At 31.0% G+C, this 24,925-nt stretch carries 19 protein-coding genes; 6 read left to right on the top strand and 13 right to left on the bottom strand.

The genetic code is table 11. From position 1 onward, the window contains the following. Positions 1-89: 89 nt before the first annotated feature. From L1S47_RS18305 to L1S47_RS18275, 7 genes are all read right to left on the bottom strand, one after another. A complete protein-coding gene (locus L1S47_RS18305) occupies positions 90-650 on the bottom strand; it encodes a TetR/AcrR family transcriptional regulator (RefSeq protein WP_238885913.1) in 561 nt (186 codons plus the stop codon). 128 nt (positions 651-778) lie between these two features. Next, on the bottom strand, positions 779-1,816 hold the full coding sequence (rsgA, locus tag L1S47_RS18300) for a ribosome small subunit-dependent GTPase A (protein ID WP_238885911.1): 1,038 nt from the start codon (positions 1,814-1,816) through the stop codon (positions 779-781). 444 nt (positions 1,817-2,260) lie between these two features. Further along, on the bottom strand, positions 2,261-2,863 hold the full coding sequence (locus L1S47_RS18295) for a DUF3793 family protein (RefSeq protein WP_238885901.1): 603 nt from the start codon (positions 2,861-2,863) through the stop codon (positions 2,261-2,263). Positions 2,864-3,065: 202 nt separating this feature from the next. Then, complete coding sequence (locus tag L1S47_RS18290; RefSeq protein WP_238885897.1) at positions 3,066-4,388, bottom strand: SPFH domain-containing protein; 1,323 nt, start codon at positions 4,386-4,388, stop codon at positions 3,066-3,068. Positions 4,389-4,423: 35 nt separating this feature from the next. Beyond that, positions 4,424-5,458 (bottom strand): Tim44-like domain-containing protein, encoded by a 1,035-nt coding sequence (locus tag L1S47_RS18285; RefSeq protein WP_238885894.1) that lies wholly within the window; start codon positions 5,456-5,458, stop codon positions 4,424-4,426. A gap of 157 nt (positions 5,459-5,615) precedes the next feature. Then, on the bottom strand, positions 5,616-6,308 hold the full coding sequence (locus L1S47_RS18280; RefSeq protein ID WP_373689120.1) for a L,D-transpeptidase family protein: 693 nt from the start codon (positions 6,306-6,308) through the stop codon (positions 5,616-5,618). 168 nt (positions 6,309-6,476) lie between these two features. After that, complete coding sequence (locus L1S47_RS18275) at positions 6,477-7,697, bottom strand: MFS transporter (protein WP_238885876.1); 1,221 nt, start codon at positions 7,695-7,697, stop codon at positions 6,477-6,479. Between the two features lie 220 nt (positions 7,698-7,917). Between L1S47_RS18275 and L1S47_RS18270 the strand changes: the two genes are divergently transcribed. Together L1S47_RS18270 and L1S47_RS18265 are read left to right on the top strand one after the other, a co-directional pair. Continuing rightward, positions 7,918-8,802, top strand: coding sequence for an AraC family transcriptional regulator (locus L1S47_RS18270; protein ID WP_238885873.1), 885 nt, complete (start codon positions 7,918-7,920; stop codon positions 8,800-8,802). Positions 8,803-9,284: 482 nt separating this feature from the next. Then, positions 9,285-11,378: a glutamine synthetase III gene (locus L1S47_RS18265; RefSeq protein ID WP_238885871.1), complete on the top strand. Its 2,094-nt coding sequence runs from the start codon at positions 9,285-9,287 to the stop codon at positions 11,376-11,378. Positions 11,379-11,431: 53 nt separating this feature from the next. On the opposite strand, the gene L1S47_RS18260 is transcribed toward L1S47_RS18265, so the two are convergent. From L1S47_RS18260 to L1S47_RS18240, 5 genes are all read right to left on the bottom strand, one after another. Then, positions 11,432-12,160, bottom strand: coding sequence for a 4Fe-4S binding protein (locus L1S47_RS18260; RefSeq protein ID WP_238885868.1), 729 nt, complete (start codon positions 12,158-12,160; stop codon positions 11,432-11,434). Between the two features lie 2 nt (positions 12,161-12,162). Beyond that, the gene (locus L1S47_RS18255; RefSeq protein ID WP_238885865.1) at positions 12,163-12,591 is read right to left on the bottom strand and encodes a DUF3021 domain-containing protein; all 429 of its coding nucleotides are present in this window, start codon (positions 12,589-12,591) and stop codon (positions 12,163-12,165) included. A 13-nt stretch (positions 12,592-12,604) separates the two neighbouring features. Further along, positions 12,605-13,054, bottom strand: a complete 450-nt coding sequence (locus L1S47_RS18250; RefSeq protein WP_238885862.1) for a LytTR family DNA-binding domain-containing protein — start codon at positions 13,052-13,054, stop codon at positions 12,605-12,607. 185 nt (positions 13,055-13,239) lie between these two features. Further along, complete coding sequence (locus L1S47_RS18245) at positions 13,240-13,707, bottom strand: chemotaxis protein CheX (RefSeq protein WP_238885860.1); 468 nt, start codon at positions 13,705-13,707, stop codon at positions 13,240-13,242. Continuing rightward, positions 13,689-14,564, bottom strand: coding sequence for a response regulator (locus tag L1S47_RS18240; RefSeq protein ID WP_238885856.1), 876 nt, complete (start codon positions 14,562-14,564; stop codon positions 13,689-13,691). Before L1S47_RS18240 ends, L1S47_RS18245 begins: the two co-directional genes overlap by 19 nt. 373 nt (positions 14,565-14,937) lie before the next feature. On the opposite strand from L1S47_RS18240, the gene L1S47_RS18235 reads away from it, so the two are divergent. From L1S47_RS18235 to L1S47_RS18225, 3 genes are all read left to right on the top strand, one after another. Next, complete coding sequence (locus L1S47_RS18235; protein WP_238885854.1) at positions 14,938-16,266, top strand: FAD-dependent oxidoreductase; 1,329 nt, start codon at positions 14,938-14,940, stop codon at positions 16,264-16,266. Between the two features lie 121 nt (positions 16,267-16,387). After that, positions 16,388-16,858, top strand: coding sequence for a spore coat protein (locus L1S47_RS18230; RefSeq protein ID WP_238885852.1), 471 nt, complete (start codon positions 16,388-16,390; stop codon positions 16,856-16,858). Between the two features lie 501 nt (positions 16,859-17,359). Further along, positions 17,360-19,060, top strand: a complete 1,701-nt coding sequence (locus L1S47_RS18225) for a methyl-accepting chemotaxis protein (protein WP_238885842.1) — start codon at positions 17,360-17,362, stop codon at positions 19,058-19,060. Between the two features lie 100 nt (positions 19,061-19,160). On the opposite strand, the gene cooS is transcribed toward L1S47_RS18225, so the two are convergent. Further along, positions 19,161-21,074, bottom strand: coding sequence for an anaerobic carbon-monoxide dehydrogenase catalytic subunit (cooS, locus tag L1S47_RS18220; protein WP_238885840.1), 1,914 nt, complete (start codon positions 21,072-21,074; stop codon positions 19,161-19,163). A 224-nt stretch (positions 21,075-21,298) separates the two neighbouring features. Here cooS and nifJ point away from each other — a divergent pair, with 224 nt between their 5' ends. Then, positions 21,299-24,826 (top strand): pyruvate:ferredoxin (flavodoxin) oxidoreductase, encoded by a 3,528-nt coding sequence (gene nifJ / locus L1S47_RS18215; protein WP_238885837.1) that lies wholly within the window; start codon positions 21,299-21,301, stop codon positions 24,824-24,826. Positions 24,827-24,925: the final 99 nt, after the last annotated feature.

Here is a 24,925-nt window from a genome sequence, read left to right as displayed (position 1 = left end):
AATGTTCATTTATTATATTCTATTTTTTTAACGAGATTATTTATTATAATATTATAAAAATAGCCTCGCAAAATAAATGAATCATTTACTTATACTAATAGAGCATATTGAATTATTTGTATCATTTCTTCAATTAACTCTTTTTCCTTATCATTATCATTTTTGTTAATAGCAATTGCTTTTAGTGGTGAAAATAATATTGCAACTATATTTTCATTTCTATAATTTTTAATTATTTTCTTATCCTTCATATTATCTAACAAATTATAAAGAATACATATTCCAGACTTCCCTTTGCAATTATTAGACAGTGCTGGACAACTTGAGAATTGATCAACGAAATGAAAAACTTCTTCATTTTCATTTATATATGAATAATAATTTCTAATAAGCTGTTCTATTATTTTCTTTCCATCCATTTCATTTTTAAGTTTGCTTAATAAATATTCAAATACTTCTTCTGAATATTCTCTATAAATATCCCTAAGCATTACTTCTTTATTATCATAATAGATATACACTGTTGCAGGTGAAACTCCAGCTTCTTTTGCAATTTTAGAAATTGATGCACCATGAAAACCTTCATGAAGGGTTAACTTAATAACAGCTTCTTTTATTTTCTTTTGTTTTTCATCATCTTTCTTTCTCATTAACTCACCTCTATTTTATTCTATAATAAATGTTCATTCATTTATTGTCAATAGTAATTATCAATTAAAAATTATACTTTCTTGTTTTATTAAGCTGCCTTAACACTTTAAGGCAGCTTTTAATTAATCTATTTCTTTTTTAATTTCTTTTGTTGTTGTCTAATATTAGCTTCTTCTTTTCTCTTAGCAAATTCAGCTTCCTTTTTTAACTTCAAATAATTATTCCAACGATCCTTTGATAATTCACCGTTATCTAATGCAGCTTTAATAGCACACCCAGGTTCACTTTGATGATTACAATCTCTAAATTTACACTTAACTGCTAGTTCCTCAATTTCAGAGAATGCAATATCTAACCCATCTGTTACATTCCACATTTCCAATTCCCTCATTCCAGGAGTATCAATTATCATAGTACCATTATCTAACATAATTAATTGCCTATGAGTTGTTGTATGCCTACCTTTACTATCATCTTCTCTAATTGAATTTACCTTCATAACTTCTTTACCTGAAACTCTGTTTACAAGTGATGACTTTCCTACACCAGATGATCCCAAAAATACAATTGTCTTTTTAGGTTTAATATATTTACCTAATAAATCAATTCCTTGACCTGTGTAAGAACTTACTGGTATTATATCTACTCCCACTGCTATATTTTCGATCTCATTCTTTTGAGTATCATAATCATCATAGAGATCAGCTTTTGTTAATATAATTACAGGAGTTCCTCCACTCTGCCAAGCTGTACTTAAATATCTTTCTATTCTCTTAATATTAAAATCTTTATTAAGTGATACCATAATAAATACATAATCAAAATTCACTGCAACAACTTGCTCTATTCTATTCCATGAATCTAACCTTGAAAATTTAGTCTTTCTCTCAAGCACCTTATAAATAGTACTCTCTCCATATGGATTGTATTTTAGAAGTGCAAAATCACCAACTGTAGGGTATATATTTTCTACTTTATCGCTATAAAAAATAGATCCTTTTAGCTTTCCAGGAACCTCGCCATACTCTGTTATAATTTTATACTTTTCCTTATGAACCTCTACAATTCTTCCTGGTATCAATTCATTATCTAAATTATCTTGTTCTAATATTTGTTTTTCGTAAAAATCTGTATAACCATAGTTTTCAATAATACTACTATTCATCTAATCCCTCCAAATGTTTATTAATTTTTCTCATAATATAAAATGAATTCATCATATAACATCACTCCTCTCAAAAAATAAACATCCTTCTAAAAATGGGCATAAAAATTCCGCAGGAGTAACCGTAAAAACACTTGTCACCTTCTGCGGATAAATGAGTATATTCTAAATTTAAGTAAAAAAAATACGCCCTTTTCACGGCGTTACTTATCCAAATAAGTTTTTATGAAAGGTTACTTTAATCTGCGGAAATGTATGTTTATAAAATCACATTTTAATCATTACATTTTCGCCCATATTCAGTTTTAAATCATAACCACCTTTAATCTGTTATTCATTAATACCATCTCCTTTCATAAAGATATATTTACTAAATAAAATATATCTTACTATTACAAATAATACTATTTGTAGTTTTAACTGTCAATAAATTTATGTATTTCTTCACCTAAATATTTCTGTAGGTTTTATTCCAGATATCATAATCCTAACCAAGTCATTTCTAATGCTATCATACTTTTTAAAGATATTTTGAGCTTCTTCGGTGTTATTATATACCTTCCAATAACCAACTAACTTACAGTCCTTTTTGCTATCCTTCATAAACTGAACCACATCATCTAATGGATATCCTAGAAAAATTCCAATTTCATGGGGGCAAAATTCTCTATATCGTGCCTTTAGAACTAATAAGCATTCATTTATTGACATTTCCCTCTTATATCCAAGCTTCTCTAAAAGCTCTATAACCCTTTTTTCTCTCAAGATTTTATTTAAAATCTCTTCATTATAGAATAATACAACTGTGCTTTTTTGATCCTTTTTAAGTTCTAAGAACTTTATACCTAATTTATCTTTAACCTCGTCTTTAAAATTCTCCCAATCTTTTTGTAGATTACGTTTATCATTACAAAATATAACCAATGAAGCTGCTTTTTCTTTGGTTAATGTTGGGCCAGCACTATACATTATCGTTGAGAATAAAAACTCTACTTTGTTATATGTATTTAAAACCCTTAAGTAACTATCAACTTCATCCCTCCTCATGCTTTTACCTCCACTGCTTTGTTTATATTCTTTTAAACTCATTACTTTTTATTATATATATTCCCTTCTATTTTGAGCTTTGCAATCTATTCTTATTCTATTGATTCTACTTCTTTTAACAATAGTTATTATCTTGAGTTCACCTCCTCTTTTATAAAATAAAAAAGATAAAGCTTAAAAGCTTTATCTTTCAGTTTATAAATCATATTTTATTTTCTGCTCCGCATTCTGGACAGAATTTAAATGGTTTATCTGCTTCATAGCCGCAGGTTTCACACTTACTATCAAGTGGTTTTTTTGCACCACACTCTCCGCAAAACTTTCCTGTATTCTCAGTACCACATTGACAAATCCATGTATTTGCTGCTTTGACTGGTACTGGGGCTGTTTTCCCACACTCCATACAGAACTTCCCAGTATTTTCTGTTCCACATTCGCATGTCCATGTTTGAGAATTCTGAGGTTTACTTTGACTCGGAATGCTTTCTTCTTTCACTCTTTGTTCTTGCTGTGGATTTTGAGTTAATGAGTTAAATAACTGAGATTCATCAAAGCCACCATTACCACCAGCTTGCTGAGCAAATCCCATTCCCATAAAACCAGTCATAGCTCCAGCTTTATTTGATGCAGCTTTTTCAAGTGCAGCACCCTTTGATTGTATATAACTAGCTGCAAGCATTCTTGGATCTGTATAAACTCTTGTACTTTGGAATTCTTCTATCTTCTTTGCACTATCTGCATCAGGTGTTACTGATGCCAGCGCAAAAGATACTACTGATATACCTCTTTTCTCTACCCATTCAGTAGTCATTTCAGAATTCAAAGCTTGAGCTAGTTCTTTTGTAAATAACGTAAGCTGATCATATGGGATCCCTTTTAAACCTATTTTACCTAAAGCATATTGTAAATTATTTTGTATCTCTGACTTAAATTGAGAGTCTATCTGATCTCTGGTAAATTCGTAGCCTATATTTCCACAAACATTAGTATAAAACATTATTGGATTGGTAATCTTATAGGAATATTCTCCAAAACATCTTAGTTTAATAGTAAAGTTGAACTCACTATCCCTAAATGGAATATCTCCAGCGCCTATTTTATTTCCCATTAGTTCTTTCATATTTACGTAGTAAACCCTTTGATCATGGTCTTGCTGTCCACCTGCTTTGAACCTATCCATAGCAGTTCCTAAACTTTTCATAAATCCATCCTTAAGTTCCTTCATTCCACCTGTTAACATTGATGGCGATGTTCCTGTTTTATAAATATATTCGCCTGGTTCAGCGCAAAAATCAATTATCTTTCCATCTTCTACTATTATCATACACTGTGAATCTGAAACTACTAATCTAGAACCATCTGTTATAATATTATCATTTCCTCTATTTGTACTTCCTTCTAATCTTTTATTTTGTCCTTTTCTCACAAGTACATCCATTGGCATTGAATCACAGTACATAAACTCTTTATATTGATCCTTTAATGTACCTTTAATTGCATTTGCCGCTGCAGCTATTATCCCCATTTTTTAAGTCCTCCATCTTTATTTATATTTGATAATTAATTTATAATTACTCCACCATTTCCTACTTGGGTATCTTCATTTATACAGTCTAAATCACTTAATACCCAGTCATGCTCTCCTGTTGTTACAATAAAATCACAGTACTCACATTTACCAGCACTTGTGACTTGAATTGGTGCTCCACAATGTGGACATTGTTTTGTACTCATATTGCTTGTAGCAGGATCAGTCTTCACCCCAACATTTCTCATGAATGTCAAAAGATATTGGTTAGTGAATCTTGTTTCATCGTCTCCTTTAACTATCTCTCGGGTATTTTCATCTATGATGTAATCATTCATTGATGCATGTAAGTATACAGTTAAATATTCATACTCTGCATCTCTTACATACTTAAATAGATATGATTGATTAACGGAAATACGTTCAACCACATTAATTCTATGCATTTTCTTATATTCTTGTAATTGTAATTCATGCATTCTAAATAGCTCTTCTTTTTCAAATGGTCTTATCTTAGCCCAATCTCTTGAAGTCCAAGCTTCTTGTAATGATACAAATACCTCTTGACTCCAACCTATAAACTTATCAGGTGAGAATAATGGATCCGTCTTTACGATTTCATTTCTAATTGCTACTGTATTATCTGTTACTTCCTGTCTAACACTTGGTGAAATATCTCCCTCGCTATTCTCGTTATTAAGAATATCTCTTAAATTATCTATATCCTCTTGTTTAATTACACCCTTTCTTTTTAGTCCAAAGACTATTAATAGTACTATTCCAATTAATATTATTGCTCCTATAGATAGTCCTCCTCCAATGAATGATTTTTTTGACTTACTATTTGTTGTACTTTTAGAACTACTAGATTTAGCCTTGTTACTAGAAGGCTTTTTTTGATTATTATTGTTACCAACATCTGCTTTTACATTGTCGTAATCACAAACAGCATATTGAACCCCTACCTGATTCAAAAGCTTTGCTGTTGATTTTTCAATATTATTAGCTTGTCCAAAAGTAATGAAAACTACTACTGCTATCAAAAGAATTCTATTGTATTTTTTCATTTTTACTCCCCCGCTATTACCAATATATTAATATATAGTTTATAACTTATATAAATATAACAATTTTCATATATATGTTAATTATTATATATATCTCTCTAGTGAGTTAATCCCTATAACCAAAATTAATAAGGTAGCTTCATTCATCTGAAGCTACCTAATCAATTAGTCTTATTCCTAGACTTTTATATAGTTCTTTATCTATAAAATGATTAATAGATAAATTATTTTCCAGTCTATATTCCATTATACTTTTCTTCATGTTTTCCCCATAAACTCCATCAACTTTTCCAAAGTAATATCCTTTTTCTTTTAATATTCTTTGTATTTCAAGGACATCTGCTCCTCTATCACCTGGTTTTAATGTCTTTACTCCTTTCCCAAAAGGACCATAGGGTCCTGCATATATTGTTACTATCATTCCATATGAAACTTTTTCGTATAATTCTTCAATATCTTTGTTAAACATTCTTATACACCCATGGGACGCCTCTGAACCAATTGACCCAGGATTATTCGTACCATGAATTCCATATTTACCCCAAGGAACATTTAATCCAATCCATCTGGTTCCAAAGCCTCCACTCCAAGCACCCATGCTAATAACCTTCCAAGTTCCTATAGGTGAGGGAGTATTAGGTTTTCCACTTGCCACAATATAACTCTTAACAATTGTATTTCTATCCTTATTTATTAGATAAAGTCTTTCTTCATTTAAATCGATTAAAATTGCATTATTATTATTTTTATCACTAGCATTACTTCTAATAACAGGTACATTTGAAGTAATACTAAAAACACATAAAAAATATATAGCTCTTTTAAGAAATATTTTTCTCAAGTATAACACCTCAAATTCGTCAATAATAATTTTATTTTGCCCTAAGTAATTAACATAATTAGAGGTATTTTGTTCCTATCTTTAATCTTTACGTTATTTTATAAAAAAAGATGTGAAATCCTTAAGACTTCACACCATTTGTATCATTGTATTTTACCCCTTATATGTACTAATTTATTAACTATTTTCTAATTTATCAACACTCCAAAGCTTAGGAAATAATTTTATCCACAAAAGTACCACTATTATTGTACCTATTCCTCCAATTAAAACTGCATTCACAGGTCCAAACCACGCTGTTGTTATCCCTGATTCAAATTCTCCTAGTTGATTTGAGGTTCCTATAAACATTTGATTAACTGAACTCACTCTTCCTCTCATATTGTCTGGAGTTTCTAACTGTACCAATGTAGATCTTATTACTACACTAATTACATCTGATGCTCCTAGTACAAAAAGAAACGCTAATGATAAAATAAAAGATTTTGATAATGAAAATAGTATTGTAGCTATTCCAAAAAATATTACTGCCGTAAACATAATATGTCCTACTCTTCTTTTTAATGGCCTTCTTGCTAATACAATTGACATAAGTAACGCACCTACCGCAGGTGCTGAACGCATAACACCTAATCCTATTGGTCCTACCATCAAAATCTTACTCGCAAATACCGGTAATACTGCTGTAGCTCCCCCAAATAGCACTGCAAAAAGATCCAAAGATATTGCACCAAGAATTATAGGTTTGCTCTTTATGAATGAAATTCCAGCAAATAAAGATTTAATAGTAGCAGACTGTGTATTTACCTGTTGATTTCTTAATACTATTAGTGAAATGAGAAAGCTTGTACAAAGTGATAATACTCCTGCTATAGTATAAACTACATTAGGGCCAAATGAGTAAAGTATTCCACCGAAAGCAGGTCCCATTATTGTTGCAAATTGAAATGCTGATGCTAATAATGCTGCTGCTCTTGGAAAGTTTTCCTTACTAACTATATTAGGAAGCATAGCTTGCATTGGAGGTCCTTGAAATGAATTCACTATGCCTAAGACAGATACTGTTATAAGAATTATTTCTTTAGTTATCCATCCTTTATAACTTACAAATGCTAAAAAGAGAACTGCCACTCCCTCTAATGCTTTGCAGAGACAAATTATAACTTTTCTATTAAATCTATCTGCTACATACCCAACAAATATGGTAAGAAGAAACATTGGAATAAACTCCACAAGCCCAACTAATCCAAGATAAAAAGCACTATCTGTAATCGAATATATCTGCCACCCTACTGCAATAGTAACCATTTGAACTGAAAATGCACCTATTACTCGGGCAAATAATAAAAATGCTAAAGATTTATTTTCTAATAATTGTGTTGATTTTACTGGCACCATAAAACTCAAAACCTTTCTACTTGTTAATAAGCTAATTACTAGTATAAAATTGATATAATAGAAATTGTTAATAAACATTTTCAATTTATATTTTGTTATTATAAAAGCTTTAAACTTAGTATTTTTATATAACATTATAAACACTATACTAAGTAATTTCATTAATAAATTTGCTCCAAAACAGCACTATATTGACTTTAACATTACGAAAGGAATTATTATGAATTCTATATCTCAATCAGACTTTGAAGTCCCGAAAATGAAAATTGATTACGACATAAACATTGAATTCCCAATAAAAATTAATTGTTACGAACATTCTGAGCCTGGTCCAATTGTAGAAAGTCACTTTCATGACCACTTTATGCTATGTTATATTTCTAAGGGGAAATGTATAGTCCACTGCAATTCTAAGCATATAGTTGCAAACAAAGATGACTTAGTTCTAATAAATACTAATGATGCCCATTATATAGAAAACTTATGTAATAATCTCACTTATTATATAATTAAAATTGATTTTGCTTTTCTATTAGGTAACCAAAAAGATTTAAACAAAACTGATTATATTGAAGCCTTAATGAAAAATAATGTTAAGTTTTCTAACGAAATTCCTAAGAACACGGAACTATTGCAGGAGATAACTACATTAATATATGAGTTTCAAAAAAAGAGTTTGGGATATGAATTGATTGTAAAATCTTCTGTTTTTCGAATAATTGTTATGTTGCTTAGAAACAATTTGGAATCTATATCTATATCAAAAAATAATAGAAAAAGTCTTTATAGTATGAATAACTTAAAGGAAGTATTAGAATATATAGATTCTCATTATAGTGAAAAGATAACTCTCACAGAGATTGCAACTATGTCAAATCTAAGTAAACACCATTTTTGCAGATTATTTAAAAGATTTACAGGCAAAACATTTACTGATTATATTAATCTTTTACGCATAAATAAAGCTATTTCACTATTAAAAGATAAAGATTTTAATATAAATGAAGTTGCCCTGAGTGTAGGGTTTAATGATAGCAATTATTTTAGTAGGATATTTAAAAGATATAAAAATATTTCACCTAATAAGATTAGAAACCTAAAATAATCCTTTATAAAAAAGTACTTAACAAACATAATACTTCATGAGAAGTTCATAATTTATTTTTGATTTTATGACTAATTTAATATTAAAATTTGATTTTTCATATTGAATTAATGTTATTGGACGAGTATAATTGATGTATAATATTATACAAGCTATGGCAGTTTATATAATATGTAATTAATGAATTTTTATTATATTAGAATTAAAATGTAAATTTTTAGCAATGGAGCTAGAGAACCTTTCTCTAGCTCTATCTTTTTTTAATGTAATATTGTTCCATTTATTCATATATTTAGATTCCATCACTGTTATTATTATAATTTTAAAAATATAACAAATTAGAAAACAACTTGTCAAAATTCGTATATTTTTCATTGACAATTTATCAGTTATATTCTAGAATTTTTTTATAATTATTATTTTTTTGAGTTAATTAATAACATTTTAAATAATCTTGCCTATATTGAAAGGAGAATTTATTAATGAGTAAAGTCACTGAAATTTTTGGATCAAATGTATTTAATGATGTTGTAATGAGAGATCGTCTTCCAAAGGCTACTTATAAAGCTTTAAAAAAGACAATTCAAGAAGGAACTTCTCTTTCACCTGAAGTAGCTGATGTTGTTGCTTCTGCTATGAAAGATTGGGCCGTTGAGAATGGTGCTACTCACTTCACTCACTGGTTCCAACCATTAACTGGTATTACTGCTGAAAAACACGATTCTTTTATTAGTCCAACCTCTGACGGAAAGGTAATATTAGAATTTTCAGGTAAAGAATTAATCAAAGGGGAACCAGATGCTTCTTCTTTCCCATCAGGTGGATTAAGAGCTACATTTGAAGCTAGAGGATATACTGCTTGGGATTGTACTTCACCAGCCTTTTTAAAAGATGGTTCTCTATGTATACCAACTGCATTCTGTTCTTATAATGGAGAAGCCTTAGATAAGAAAACTCCATTACTACGTTCTATGGAAGCTCTATCAAAACAAGCTTTACGTGTACTAAGAGCTCTTGGAAATACTACTACACAAAGAGTTATTACAACTGTAGGACCTGAACAAGAATACTTCTTAATCGATAAAAAAATGTATGATGCTCGTAAAGACCTTATATTTACTGGAAGAACACTATTTGGTGCAAAACCTTCAAAAGGTCAAGAACTTGAAGATCATTACTTTGGAACAATAAAAGAAAGAGTTTCTGAATTCATGAAAGAAGTGGATGAAGAACTTTGGAAGCTAGGAATTTCAGCTAAAACTAAGCATAATGAAGTTGCTCCTGCTCAACATGAATTAGCTCCAATATTCACTACAACAAATATTGCAACTGATCACAATCAACTTACAATGGAAGTTATGAAAAAAGTTGCATTAAGACACGATCTTTATTGCTTATTGCATGAAAAGCCATTTGCAGGCGTAAATGGATCTGGTAAGCATAACAACTGGTCAATGGGAACTGATGATGGAGTAAACTTACTTGAACCTGGTAAATCTCCACACGAAAATCAACAATTCTTATTATTCCTTTGTGCAGTTATAGAAGCTGTAGATGAATATGCTGATTTATTAAGAATGTCTGCTGCTAATGCTGGAAATGACCATCGTTTAGGTGCTAATGAAGCTCCTCCAGCTATAATATCAATATTCTTAGGAGATCAATTAACTGATATATTAGAACAAATTGAAAATGGACCAGCTACAAGCTCAAAATCTTCAAGTAAATTAACAATAGGGGTAAATACTCTCCCTGCACTTCCAAAGGATGCAACTGATAGAAACAGAACTTCTCCATTTGCTTTCACTGGAAATAAATTTGAATTCAGAATGGTTCCATCTTCTGCTTCAATTGCAGCTTGTAACTTTACTTTAAATACAATAGTTGCTGAAGTATTATCAGGAATTGCTGATAGACTTGAAAAAGCTTCTGATTTAGATGCAGAAATTCAAACTATTCTTAATGAAATTGTTAAATCTCATAAGAGAATAATATTCAATGGTAACGGATATTCAGATGAATGGGTAGCTGAGGCTGAAAAGAGAGGTCTTCCAAATATAAAATCAACCGTAGAAGCTACTAAATCATTAATTGCTGAAAAGAACTTAGCTGTAATGGAAAAGCATGGTGTATTAAGCAGAATTGAAATGGAATCTCGTTATGAAATAATGCTTGAAAATTATAACAAGACTATTAATATCGAAGCTTTAACTACTCTTGAAATTGCTAAGCGCCAAATACTACCAGCAGTTATTAAATTTGCAACTAGTCTTGCTGGCTCTATAAATACAATTAATGCAACTGGTATTAGTGTAGATTTATCTGCTCAAACTGAATTATTAACTGAAGTATCTACTTTAACTTCTTCATTAAAGAAGAAAATAGCTGTTTTAGAAGAAGCTGTAGCTAAGGCAGACAACTTCGAAGGTGATGCATACGAATTAGGTATGATTTATAGATTTGAAGTGTTTGAAAAGATGAATGAGTTAAGAGAAGATGCTGATAAGCTTGAAACTATAGTAGATAGCGAATTCTGGCCACTACCAACTTATGGAGATATGTTATTTAACGTTTAATTTATGAATACTAAAAACAGAAACCTTTTAAGGTTTCTGTTTTTCTTTATTTATTATTTCTTTATAAAACTATACTTAATTACATTCTTTGGACACGTATCAACACATTGTCCACATAAGATACATTCAGAATTTTTCATATCTCCTTTTTGAACCATTGAACTAACCTCTAAGCTCATAGGACATTTTTTATTACATAATTTGCAATCAATGCACTTCTTCTCATCCGCTTTTAAATGTAATGAAGGATATTTAAACTTGTTTTTAATCTTGCTACCTATTATCATAAATGGCGCCATCCAACAGCCATAATGGCAAAATGCTCTTTTTCCTACTAGTAAACTTAATAAGGCTATTCCTCCAACTACAAAGTAATAAATTACATAAGCTTGTACACTGATAACAGATATACCATAGTAAGTTTGGTAGAAAAAGTCTACTTTTTTAATTCCCCCTGCAGATATAAACATCATGATAATTAATATAATCCAAGGTACCCAGATTAGATACTTTATCCAATTTAATTTACCACCTTTAACCTTTCTATCTACTGCCATAAAACAACATTCTTGAAGTCCTCCTGCAGGACAAATCCATCCACAAAAACCTCTCCCAAATAATAATGAGACTAAAAACATTATCCCAAAAACTATAAAACTTCCAGTAATTACCCCTTCAGAGGCTCCCATGACTATAAGGTACGGAGAAAGATAGTATAGAACTAATGGAAATACTAAAAATGTTATTATTAATAATGTGCTTCTAATTCTTTGTCTTTTCATAATTATTCCTTCCTCCTAATATTCAATTCCATATTTATTTGCTTAATATACTTTTTCCATTGCAAATAACATATTAACCAAACTATAAAATAAGTGGCAATAAATATTGTTATTGTTGAGATTATTACTCCCGAATCATTAATAAGCCATCCTGCCATTATTGCACAAGGGATATAAACCAGTGAAACTCCAATAAAATGTAATATGGTAGCTCCTATTAAGCCTAATTTCTCAGATTGATATAATATATTTAATGCACCGAATGTAAATCCAATAATTGAAGCTGCAACATATTGATTAATTAAAAATTCTTTACTAAAGGTCGCAGATTCCTTTGAGAATAACATCATTAATACACCTATAGTTTGAATCAAAAATACTCCAATCACTATCCCTTTGAGACCTCTTCTTATAACATCTTTTAAATTCATAACCGTACCTCCTCTATAATCCTAGATAGCTTTTTATCTTACTTACATATCTTCGTGATGAATATTCAATATCACCGTTTATAAATTTAATGCACATTGTTCCATTTAGGGACATCTCTAAATTTTTTATTTTATTCACATTAGCTATTACTGAATTTGAAATTCTTATGAAATTTGTTCCACTAACCTGCTCTTCAATCTCATATAACTTCAGTTTTATTTGTAATATATCTTTTTCAGTTTTAGCTAGTACCTTTTGGTTTTCAGCATAGAAATAATATATATCTTTTGGATTTAATAAATATATTTTCTGATTCATGGTTCCATTAAAAACTTTATTTTGATTATTTTTAAGTTTATTAATCACTTCTTGAACTTCCTCTGTAATTTCATTAGTGAAGATGACTACTTTACATTCCTTTATATTTTCTTCTATCTTTACTTCTACCTTCAAACAATTCACCTCTATTCTTTACTTCTCTCTTTGTTACTTAAAGTATAAAATATATTTTGCAGCTTAACTACAGTTCTCATATAAGTGGTAGTTTTCTCTATATAAATGGTCCTAATCTTAAAATATTATAAATTCCTCTAATGAGTAAAAAAAAACTGACACCAATGTATGATGTCAGTTAATTATTAACTTTATTAAAGAGTATTTTTTTCAAGTGCTATATTAACTTCAAATACCATGTCATTTACTTGCATTTCAACACAAACAACTTTATCTGAACTAGAGTTTGCTGTAAATTCTCCATGTACTAATGTAGGCGTCGAAATATTAATTTCAATGTTTTCTTTAGAAAAATTAATTGCTGCATTTGCTGTTAACATGTTTGTTAATTCTGAGATAGCGCTCTGAGCTAATTCATCAAGTTCATTTACTGGCATTCCCATCATCATTGAAGATGCTATTTTCTTAGCACTCTCTATACTAGTTCCGTAAATAACATTACCTTTAATATCTCCCATTATTCCTAGAATAATCATTACTCCAGGGCTTTCTATAAATCTACCCTTTAAGCTAATTCCTTTCTTTTGAACATCTGCCAAACCTACTTGAGGCATAACATTTAAAAATGAATCTAAAAAAGGATTTATATGCTTGACATCCATTCATCATCACCTCTTCCAAAACCTACATTTATGGACATATCTCCAAATGCTGTTTTAACTTCTGCAGTATATGTAGTTTCTAATTCTGCCTTTGATATATTAATTGATTCTCCATGAAATATAGTTGGTGGTGCAACTCTAAGTCCAAATATCTTATTCTTTTTGTTCATCATTGAGCAAGCATTACCTGCTGCCATATTAGATATCTCACCCATTACATTTAGAATTTCTTCACTATTTTTAGGATCTCTCTTTAATAATATTTTAGAGATATTTTCGGCTGTTTCAAATGACATATCAAAAATCATTCTTCCAGAACATTTTCCTATAATACCTAGTACTACAGATATTCCCCTACTGCTTTTCTCTACATCTATATTATTTTCCTCAGTCACTTCAGGAACTGTCTTTGTAAGCTTATTAAATAAATCTAATAAAGCCTCCTTAAATACTTTAGAATATACCCCTTCTAATTCTAAAAACAATTCCTCATTTGCCATAACTCTATTTATTAATAATGTTATTTCCTCACTATCAACTGGCTTCTGAACGTATCCTGAAACACGATTCTTTTTAGCTTTTCTTACAATTTCTTCATCCATCATTGAACTAACAACTATTACTTTTACGTTAGGATCAATTTTATGTATTGCTCTTGTACATTCAAGTCCATCAGTTCCTGGAATAGTCATATCCATTGTTACTAAGTTTGGCTTCAAAGTCTTAGTAACCTCAATTACCTCTTCTAAAGAACTAGCACTTCCAATAACATTGAATCCACTTTCTGTCAATAAATCCGTAAGGATTGAAATTTGGAAAGGAGAATCATCAACTATTACAACGTTTACACTGCTCATATTTCCACCTACCCTTTCATTAACACATGCTAATTAGATTTCTCTAATATAATCATAGATAATTTCACTAGAAAACTACATAATAATTATCATGATACAATTATATTGTAATTTTTGATAATACTCAATAGCATTTTCCCAAATTTGAAGTTAAAATACATATATTTATCGTTAATCTTATATTAAATTATTAATTCAATTAAACATCTATCCTTTTCGATATTCTTAGCTATTTAAAACTTCTAACAACTACAATTTATTACATAATTGTCTTTTACTTATCTTAATTTAACTTTCTAAATTAAACACAGAATATAATTATCTTCTATTGAAAAAATAATATTATATTTTTTAAATTGAAAGGAGAAGTAAGATGAGGATAGCAGTTATCGGTTGTACTCATGCTGGCACAGCTGCAATAATAAATGTTGCGAAAAGGTATCCGGATGCTAGCATAACAGTCTATGAAAGAAATGATAATATTTCCTTCTTATCTTGCGGCATTGCATTATATGTAGGTGGAATTGTTTCAGATCCTAAAGGCTTATTTTATAGTTCTCCTGAAGCCTTAGCTGAGCTTGGGGTAAAAACAAAAATGTCTCACGATGTATTAGATATAGATATGGATAGTAGGATACTTAGAGTAAAAAACTTAAAATCCAATGAGGAATTTGAGGATATCTTTGATAAACTAATTATAACTACAGGTTCTTGGCCAATAATTCCTTCCATAGAAGGAATTGATTTAGATAATATATTACTTTCTAAAAATTACAATCACTCTACTACTATTATTGAAAAAGCTAAAGACTCTAGCAAGATAGTAGTTATCGGAGCCGGATATATAGGTGTTGAACTTGCAGAAGCCTTTGAACTTAATGGCAAGAAGGTCACTTTAATTGATAGCTTAGATAGGATTTTAAGTAAATATCTTGATAAAGAATTTACTAGTTTGGCAGAAATGGCCTTTAGAAATAGAGGTGTTGAGCTTGCTTTAGGAGAAACTGTAACAAGATTTGAAGGCATAGATGGCAAAGTTACAAAAGTCATAACAAATAAAGGCGAATATGAAACTGATCTTGTAATTCTATGTATTGGTTTTAGGCCAAGTACAGATTTATTCAAGGGGAAATTAGATATGCTTCCAAATGGAGCGATTATCGTTGATGACTATATGCGCACAAGTAAGGAAGGTGTTTTTGCAGCTGGAGATTGTTGTGCTGTAACTTATAATCCAACTGGTGAAAGAGAATATATCCCCCTTGCTACCAATGCTGTTCGAATGGGTACTCTTATAGGAAGAAACTTAGTTATTCCAACTACTAAATATCTCGGCACTCAGGGAACTTCAGGAATAAAAATCTATGAATATAATATTGCTTCAACTGGGCTTACTGAAGAATCTGCGAAAAAAGCTGGCTATGATATTAAAATAACATCAGTAACTGATAATTATAGGCCAGAATTCATGCCATCATTTGATGCTGTAACTATAAAAATCACTTATGAAACTAATACGGAAATCATCCTTGGTGCGCAGATTATTTCAAAAACTGATTTAACTCAGCTTATAAATACCATGTCTGTCGTAATACAAAATGAAATGACTATTGACGAACTTGCTTTTTTAGATTTCTTTTTCCAACCACACTTCAACAAACCATGGAATTTACTGAACCTAGCTGCTTTAAATGCAAAATAGATAAAATTAATACTTCTATTAATAATTAGAGTGTGTATATTTTTTATTTATTTTTCAAACAATAGTTGTGAATATTACTTGTATTCGTATTTAATATATCAAAATTAAAGAGGTGGAATTTATGGCAACATTAACACAAAAAGAGACCCTTCTTCTTAAGGATGAGAAATCTCATGAGGACTTATGTATAAAAAAATATACTAAATATTCTAATGAGGCAGAAGATCCAAAATTAAAACAACTATTCTCTTCTATTCTTGAGCATGAAAATCAACATTTAAATACTATAAATAGTATACTTAATGGTCAAGTTCCAAATGTTAATCAACAAGGACAGCAAGGCCAACAAAGTCAGCAAAATCAACAACAGAATGTCAAATCAACAACAGGCTTTAGCCAAAAAGACTGTGATCTTTGCCAAGATGCATTAACAACAGAAAAGTATGTTTCTTCAACCTACAATACATCAATTTTTGAATTTAAAGACCACAACATTAGGCAAACTTTAAATCATATACAAAAAGAAGAACAAGAGCATGGTGAGCAGATTTTTAATTATATGAGTGAAAAAGGTTATTATACAACTGAATAGTTGTTTATATAACATTAATGCCGGTGAAGATAAAATTAAATTTTACTTCAACCGGCTATTTTCATTCTTGAATATTTCACTTCTAATAACTAAATCTCATTCCCTTTCTTGAAACTTTCTCCCAATTAAGTTCCGAAATTCAAATCTCGTATTTTTTTTACCATATAAGTATATCCCTGAACTAATTAACAAATACACGGTTAATTTTTTTAATAATTTCTATCCTCATTTAGTAGCGAATAAATCAAATATTTCTTTAAGTGAAATTTTTACCGTTATCTCCATAGATTAAGCGTTGATTGGATATTCATTCTCATATAGAATTCACTTAAAAGAAACTTTAATTGTTTTTTTAATTTAATAATAACCCAAATAAAAATATTCTATCAATAGGAGGTTTTAATTATACTAAATAATTTTATTTTGTGTTATGTAAACTCATTTTAGTAAACGTTTTACTTTAATTACAAAAGATAATTTACAAAGGGGGACAACCATACCATGTTTAAGCTATTAAATAATATGAAAATAAGAAGTCTTATACTCACTATGTCCAGTTTATCATTAATATTAACTTTCAGCATTGGTGCTCTGGGTATTATAAATATGTATAAAATCAATAGTAACCTTGATACTATGTATGATCAAAATTTAATTTCCATATCACGTTTAGCTGCTATTAGATCAAGTTTCTTAAATATCCGCTTAAACGCAACATCTATTAGCCATAGTGGTTACACCCAAAATGAAAATGATCTTATAAATAATCATGATAATATTGTAAAGACAAACATCTCTTCTTATGTTCAAGATACTAAGAATCTTGACAAATTAGAAGCTATAAAAGAACTTAGTAATTATTATAACCAATATATCAATCTGTGGAATAAAAACATAGATTCTATAAAGGCTGGAGGTAAATTACCTTCAGAAGATGCTAAAGCCTTTGGGGACTTAGGTGATAAAATAGCACCTCTTATAAACACTGCTATGGCCAATGACCAAGCAACTGCAGCTCAAGTTAACAAAGATAGTCATACTGTTTTTATTAATAGTATTTATATCTTTATAATTCTTCTCATTCTAATAGTATTAATATTAACCATAACTTCAGTAATATTAATAAAAACAATAATAAAATCATCCCATAATATGATAAATAACTTAGAAGCCGTTGCTTTAGGGGATTTTTCTATAGAGTTAAGTACTGGTAATAAAAATGAATTTGGAATTATGGAAAGTGCCTTAGCAACTAGTGTAGAGAATATACGGACTATACTTAAAACTATAAATTCACAATCTGAAAAAATAGACAGTCATTCAAGTAATTTATCAGCAGTTTCTGAAGAAATGGCCGCTGTAACAAATAATATCTCTACAGCAATTCAAGAAACTGCACAAGGTACTGGAAGTCAAGCAGAAGATATGCAATCTATTAATAATATTCTAAATAAATTAGGCAGTGAGATTGAAGGTATTGCATACTCTATTTCAGATATAAATTTAAAATCTAAGAACATGAGTGGACTAGCTATAGAAAGTAGTTCAAAGATGGAGACTACAGTTACTTCTATAAACAATATGGCAGACTCTTTTAACTCATTTGCAGATAAAATGCTTCACCTTGACAAAAATGTTAATAAGGTGAATGAAATTACAGACTTAATTAATGATATTGCAGATCAAACAAACCTTCTAGCACTTAATGCTGCAATTGAAGCAGCTCGAGCTGGAGAAGCTGGAAAAGGCTTTGCAGTAGTAGCAGATGAAATAAGAAAATTAGCAGAACAATCTAAATCTTCTGCTGGACAAATTAATAACATTACTTCAGGTATTTCAAATGATACTAAAATAATTGTTAATACAACTAACATCATGAATAATGAATTAAATGTTCAGCTGAATTCTATTGAAGATGCGACCGCTTCCTTTAATAACATTATTAAGCAAATTAATGATGTAATACCAAGAATAGACTCAGTAACTAATTCTGTTAAAAATATCGATGTTGAAAAGAATACTATCATAGGGAAAATTACTGATACTACTGCTATATCAGAAGAAATAGCAGCCTCTTCTGAAGAAATAGCATCCTCTTCTGAAGAATTAAACTCTTCTTCTGAAGAAGTTGCAGTATCAGCACAGGAACTTTCTTCCATGACTCAAACCATGGTTGGGCTTATTAAGAAATTCAAATTATAATATTACTTATTTATGATAACTAATTAAGTATTTGCAAAAAAGTAAAGAGATTGAATGAAATAATCATTCAATCTCTTTATGCTTCTTATTCATTACTTATTTAACTTAATCCTAACCCTTTTCTCTTTGCATTAATATGAGCTTCTATACCATTTGCAACCTCTACAGGATCATCTCCTAATGCAACTTTCCCGCCTGTTAATCCTTCAACATCTTGAGTAAGAAGTTTAACTAATTCAGGTGCTCCAGTTACAAACGGCGTTGGTGATAGGTGGGTATAAGCACCATATGCCACTGCAAATACTCCATCTATTGTTGCTTTTTGTTCCATCCATTCTGGTGCAGTTACAGCTATAGGTAATTGTGGCACATCTACATCTAAATGATCTGCAAGTGCTGTAACAAGCATTGATATTCTTCCTGTATCAGTGCATGTTCCAAAGCTTAATACTGGTGGAATCTTTAACATATTACATACTTCTTTTAATCCTTCACCTGCCATATTTGCTGCTTCTAAGCTACATAATCCTGCTACCTCAAGTGCATGATTTCCACATCCTCCACTTACCACAAGAATATTTTTCTTAATAAGTTCTTTTGTAAGATTTACTGTATTCCAGTCTTGAGGGCCATTTCTTAATGTAGAGCAATTAGCAAGAGCTACTACCCCTTTAATTTTTCCAGCTGAGATCACATCTACTAATGGATCTAGCTTATTTCCAAGAGCTCCAAGCACAGCCTCTGTTGAAAATCCAGCTATTGCCTTTTGTACTATCTTTGGAACCATTGGTTTAACATTATCCTTACGCTTTTTAAAGTTTTCAATAGCTAGATCAATCAATGCATCAGTCATTTCATCTACCTTATCTGGATGATATGGTATTTTATGTTGAAGTCCTGGTATATCTATAATTGTACTTATTGCCACTAAAGTTGCTTGGTATTTTTCTGCATAATGATCAATAGCTGGTGGAGAACAGTTTTCTTCCATAGCCATTACGTCCACTGTTCCAGTCGCAAGCAATGGCTCTATGGCAAGCCAATTTCCCATTAATCCTACAAAAACATCATCAACTTCAAATCTTTGAAGCAATTCTTGGCCAGTCTCTATTGAACCTACTACACGAAGCCCCTTAGCACCTGCTGCTTTTGCTTTTTCTTGCACCTCAGCCATTCTTGCCTTTTCAATAGTTCTAGCTCCTGCCCATGGCTGGTGTCCATTAAATACTATATTTACGTAATCTGGATCCATAATTCCTAAGTCAACATTTACCTCATGAGGCATAGGAGTTCCAAATAAAATGTCTTGAGTCATTTCTAAGCCTATTTGAGCATTGTATATAGTTGCTAAACCTAGCTTCAGTGCCTTAATTGCAAGAGAAGCATAATTTCCATCAACATTAGTTAAGCAGCTTGCTACGCTATTCTGTTCTTCATGTTGTACTCCTGCTGGATATATGCCTAACTTTCTCCATACTTCTTTTCTCTTTTTAGGTGCAAAAACTTCAACCATTAAGTTCTTGTCTTCAGAATCTATTTTCATTTGTTCTTCTAGTAATTCAGCTAATTCAATTGCCATTTTATTAATCTCTTGATTAGTACTAACACCTAATTTCTCACACATCCATTTAAGTTTATTTTCATCTTTAATTTTAAATGGTGTTTTACCTTCACCTGTTGCCTTAAGTGTTCTGAATGCTTCATAGGCATGATGACTATATGTACCTGCTCCCATAATATTCTGTAGCAAGAGATTTCTCATAGCCATCGCATCTGGTCCTATTCCACATACACCTTTAACTTGACCTCCTTTTTCACTAATTCTGCAAGGTCCTTGAGAGCATAATTGGCAGCTTAATCCTTCAAGGCAAAATTTACATCTTATTTTTTCTTGTAATGCCCATCTATCAAATACATTTGACATACCGTCTTCTCTGATTCTTTTTACCATCTCTTCTACAGAATCATGATAGCTTACACGACCCTCAGTTTTCTCTAAAATAGTCTCACTCATATATTCATTCCTCCAACATTTACATTTTCAGCATAAGTTTTCTCTAAACAAAATAAAAATATTCAAAAATTTATCTCCTTTATGAATTCATAATCTAATCTTTGTAAATACTAGTGAGGAATATGAATTATTTAACCTATGTAATCTAATAAACTAGTTCATTAAGCATAAATTAATGAATTAACTTTAATAGATTATATACTACTAATTAAGGAGGAATCGATATGCCCAAGAAAATGAAAACCATGGATGGAAACCAAGCTGCAGCTGAGGCTTCATACGCTTTTACAGAAGTAGCTGCTATTTATCCAATAACCCCATCAACTCCTATGGCAGAAGGTGTTGATGAATGGTCAGCCCATGGTAAAAAGAATATATTTGGACAGCCAGTAAAAATCGTAGAAATGCAATCTGAAGCAGGGGCTGCAGGTGCAGTTCATGGTTCTCTAGTTGCAGGTGCACTAACAACTACCTATACTGCTTCTCAAGGATTACTATTAATGATCCCTAACCTATATAGACTTGCTGGAGAGTTGTTGCCAGGAGTTCTTCATGTAAGTGCTCGTGCTATTGCTACCCATGCTCTTTCTATTTTTGGTGATCACCAAGATGTTATGGCTGTAAGACAAACTGGAGTCGCTTTACTAGCTTCTTCTAACGTTCAGGAAGTTATGGATTTAGCAAACGTTGCACATTTATCTTCGATTAAATCAAGAGTACCATTTGTGCATTTTTTTGATGGTTTTAGAACTTCTCATGAAATTCAAAAAATAGAAGTTATAGATTATGATGATGATGCAAAACTGATAGATTATAATGCATTACAGGAATTTAGAAATAGAGCCCTAAATCCTGAGCACCCTACCCTAAAGGGAACTGCTCAAAATCCTGATATTTATTTTCAACAAAGAGAAGCTTCAAACAAATTCTATGATGCTACACCAGATATCGTAGAGAATTATATGAGAGAAATTGAAAAAATAACAGGCAGAGTATATCATCCTTTTGATTATTATGGAGATCCAAACGCAGAAAACATAATTATAGCTATGGGATCAGTATGCGATACTATTGAAGAAACTGTTGATTATTTGATGAAAAAAGGTGAAAAGGTTGGTGTGCTTAAAGTACATCTATATAGACCATTTGCATGCAATTATTTCTTCAATGTTCTTCCTAAGTCAGTTAAAAAGATAGCTGTTCTTGATAGAACTAAAGAACCAGGTTCAGTAGGCGAACCTTTATATCTTGATATTTTAAAAGTACTTTATAATGAACCAAATAAGCCAATAGTAGTTGGAGGAAGATATGGATTAGCTTCTAAAGACACAAGACCATCTCAAATTCTAGCTGTATTCAATAATCTAAAAGAAACTCAGCCAAAAGATAAGTTCACAATAGGTATCGTAGATGATGTTACGCATACATCACTTCCTGAAGCTGAGCCAATTGAAACTACTCCAGAAGGTACTATTAGGTGTAAATTCTATGGTTTAGGCTCTGATGGAACAGTTGGTGCTAATAAAACTGCAATAAAAATTATAGGTGATAATACCGATCTTTATTCACAGGCTTACTTCTCCTACGATAGTAAAAAATCAGGTGGAAGTACTGTATCCCATTTAAGATTCGGTAAAAATCCAATAAAATCTCCTTATCTAGTTTTTGAAGCAGATTATATAGCTTGTCATAATAAATCATTTTTATATAATCTAGACGTATTAAGAGGTTTAAAGAAAAGTGGAACCTTTGTTTTGAATTGTCCTTGGTCAGATGAAGAACTAGAAGATAAACTTCCTGCATCTGTAAAGAAATATATAGCTCAAAATGATATTCAATTCTATACAGTAGATGCTATATCAATTTCACAAGAAGTTGGATTAGGTACTAGAATTAACATGGTAATGCAATCTGCATTCTTTAAATTAGCTAATATTATTCCTATAGATCAAGCAATGGAATATTTAAAGAACTCTGTTGAAAAGACTTATGGCAAGAAAGGCCAAAATATTGTTGATGCTAATAAGGCTGCTATAGATAGAGGTGCAACAGCAGCCCATAAGGTTACCTTTCCATCTGGATGGGCAAATGCAGAAGATAATCTTCCAGAGAAGAAGCAAGTACCAGAATTTATTACAAAAATTGAAAGACCTATGGCAAGACAAGAAGGAGATGAACTTCCTGTAAGTGCATTTAATGGAATGGAAGATGGTACTTTCCCTTTAGGTATAACTGCATACGAAAAGAGAGGTATTGCTGTAAGAATTCCAGAATGGCAAATTGATAAGTGTATTCAATGTAATCAATGCTCATTAGTTTGTCCTCATGCTGTTATTAGAGCTTGCTTATTAACTGACGAAGAGAAGGAGAAAGCTCCTGAAACCTTCTATACTAAGACTCCAATGGGAAAAGGTGGATTTGAAAAGTTACACTATCGTATTCAAATAAGTCCGCTTGACTGCACTGGTTGTGGAAACTGTGCAGATGTTTGTCCAGCTCCAGGTAAGGCTTTAATAATGCGATCTGCTGAAGAACAGATTAAAGAACAAGCTGAAAACTTTGAGTATGCTATTAAGGTAATTCCTAAAGAAGGATTAATGGATTTACATTCCTTAAAGGGAAGTCAATTCGCAAGACCACTATTAGAATTCAATGGTGCTTGCCCTGGTTGTGGTGAAACACCTTATATCAAGCTGTTAACTCAGCTTTATGGTGATAGAATGATGATTGCTAATGCTACTGGATGTTCTTCAATCTGGGGAGGTAGTGCACCAGCCATAGCTTATACTACAAACGATTTTGGCAAAGGACCTTCTTGGGGTAATTCACTATTTGAGGATAATGCTGAATATGGATATGGAATGTTCTTAGCAGTTAAGCAAATGAGAGAAAAATTAGCTGACTTAATGAGAGAAGCTGTAACTATGAATATAAATTCTGGACTTAAGGATGCCTTTAATGAGTGGCTAAGTGGAATTGATGATCCTGATATTTCAAAATCTGCTACCAGCAAAATATTAGATTTATTAGGCAAAGAAAATCTTAATGAAAATAAAGTACTAAAAGATATAATGGACAGAAAAGATTACCTAATCAAGAAATCTCATTGGTTACTTGGTGGAGATGGTTGGGCATATGATATTGGTTATGGAGGACTTGACCATGTATTATCCTTAGGTGACGATGTTAATATTTTTGTTATGGATACAGAGATATATTCAAATACTGGAGGTCAGTCATCTAAATCAACACCTACAGGTGCAATTGCTAAATTTGCTGCTGGCGGTAAAAATATGAGAAAGAAAGACCTTGGTTTAATGGCTATGAGTTACGGTCATGTTTATGTTACACAAATAGCTATGGGTGCAAATATGAATCAAACAGTAAAAGCTATATCTGAGGCAGAGGCTTATCATGGAACCTCATTGATTATTGCTTATGCTCCTTGTATCAGTCATGGTATTAAAACTGGTATGGGAACTAGTATAGCTGAAGAAAAGAAAGCTGTTGAATCAGGTTATTGGCAACTATATAGATATAACCCTCTATTAAAGATTCAAGGCAAGAATCCATTTATACTAGATTCTAAGGAACCAAAAGGTTCTTACCAAGATTTTATTAATGGAGAAATTCGCTACTCTTCATTAAAGAATGTATTCCCCGATAGGGTTGAAGAAATGTTTAAGCTATCTGAAGAACATGCTCGTGATAGATATGATTTCTATAGAAGACTAGCCGAAATGGAGTACTAATAAATATTAAAAGAGCTATCTTAATATAAAATGGACCCTATGTCAAGGACATTTTAAAAAAAGAGCCTACAAAGAATACCCTCATTTCATTAATTGATT

It is taken from the genome of Clostridium sp. YIM B02551, assembly GCF_022324735.1.
Taxonomy (GTDB): Bacteria; Bacillota; Clostridia; order Clostridiales; family Clostridiaceae; genus Clostridium_T; species Clostridium_T paridis.
This window is presented reverse-complemented; position numbering and strand designations above follow the sequence as displayed.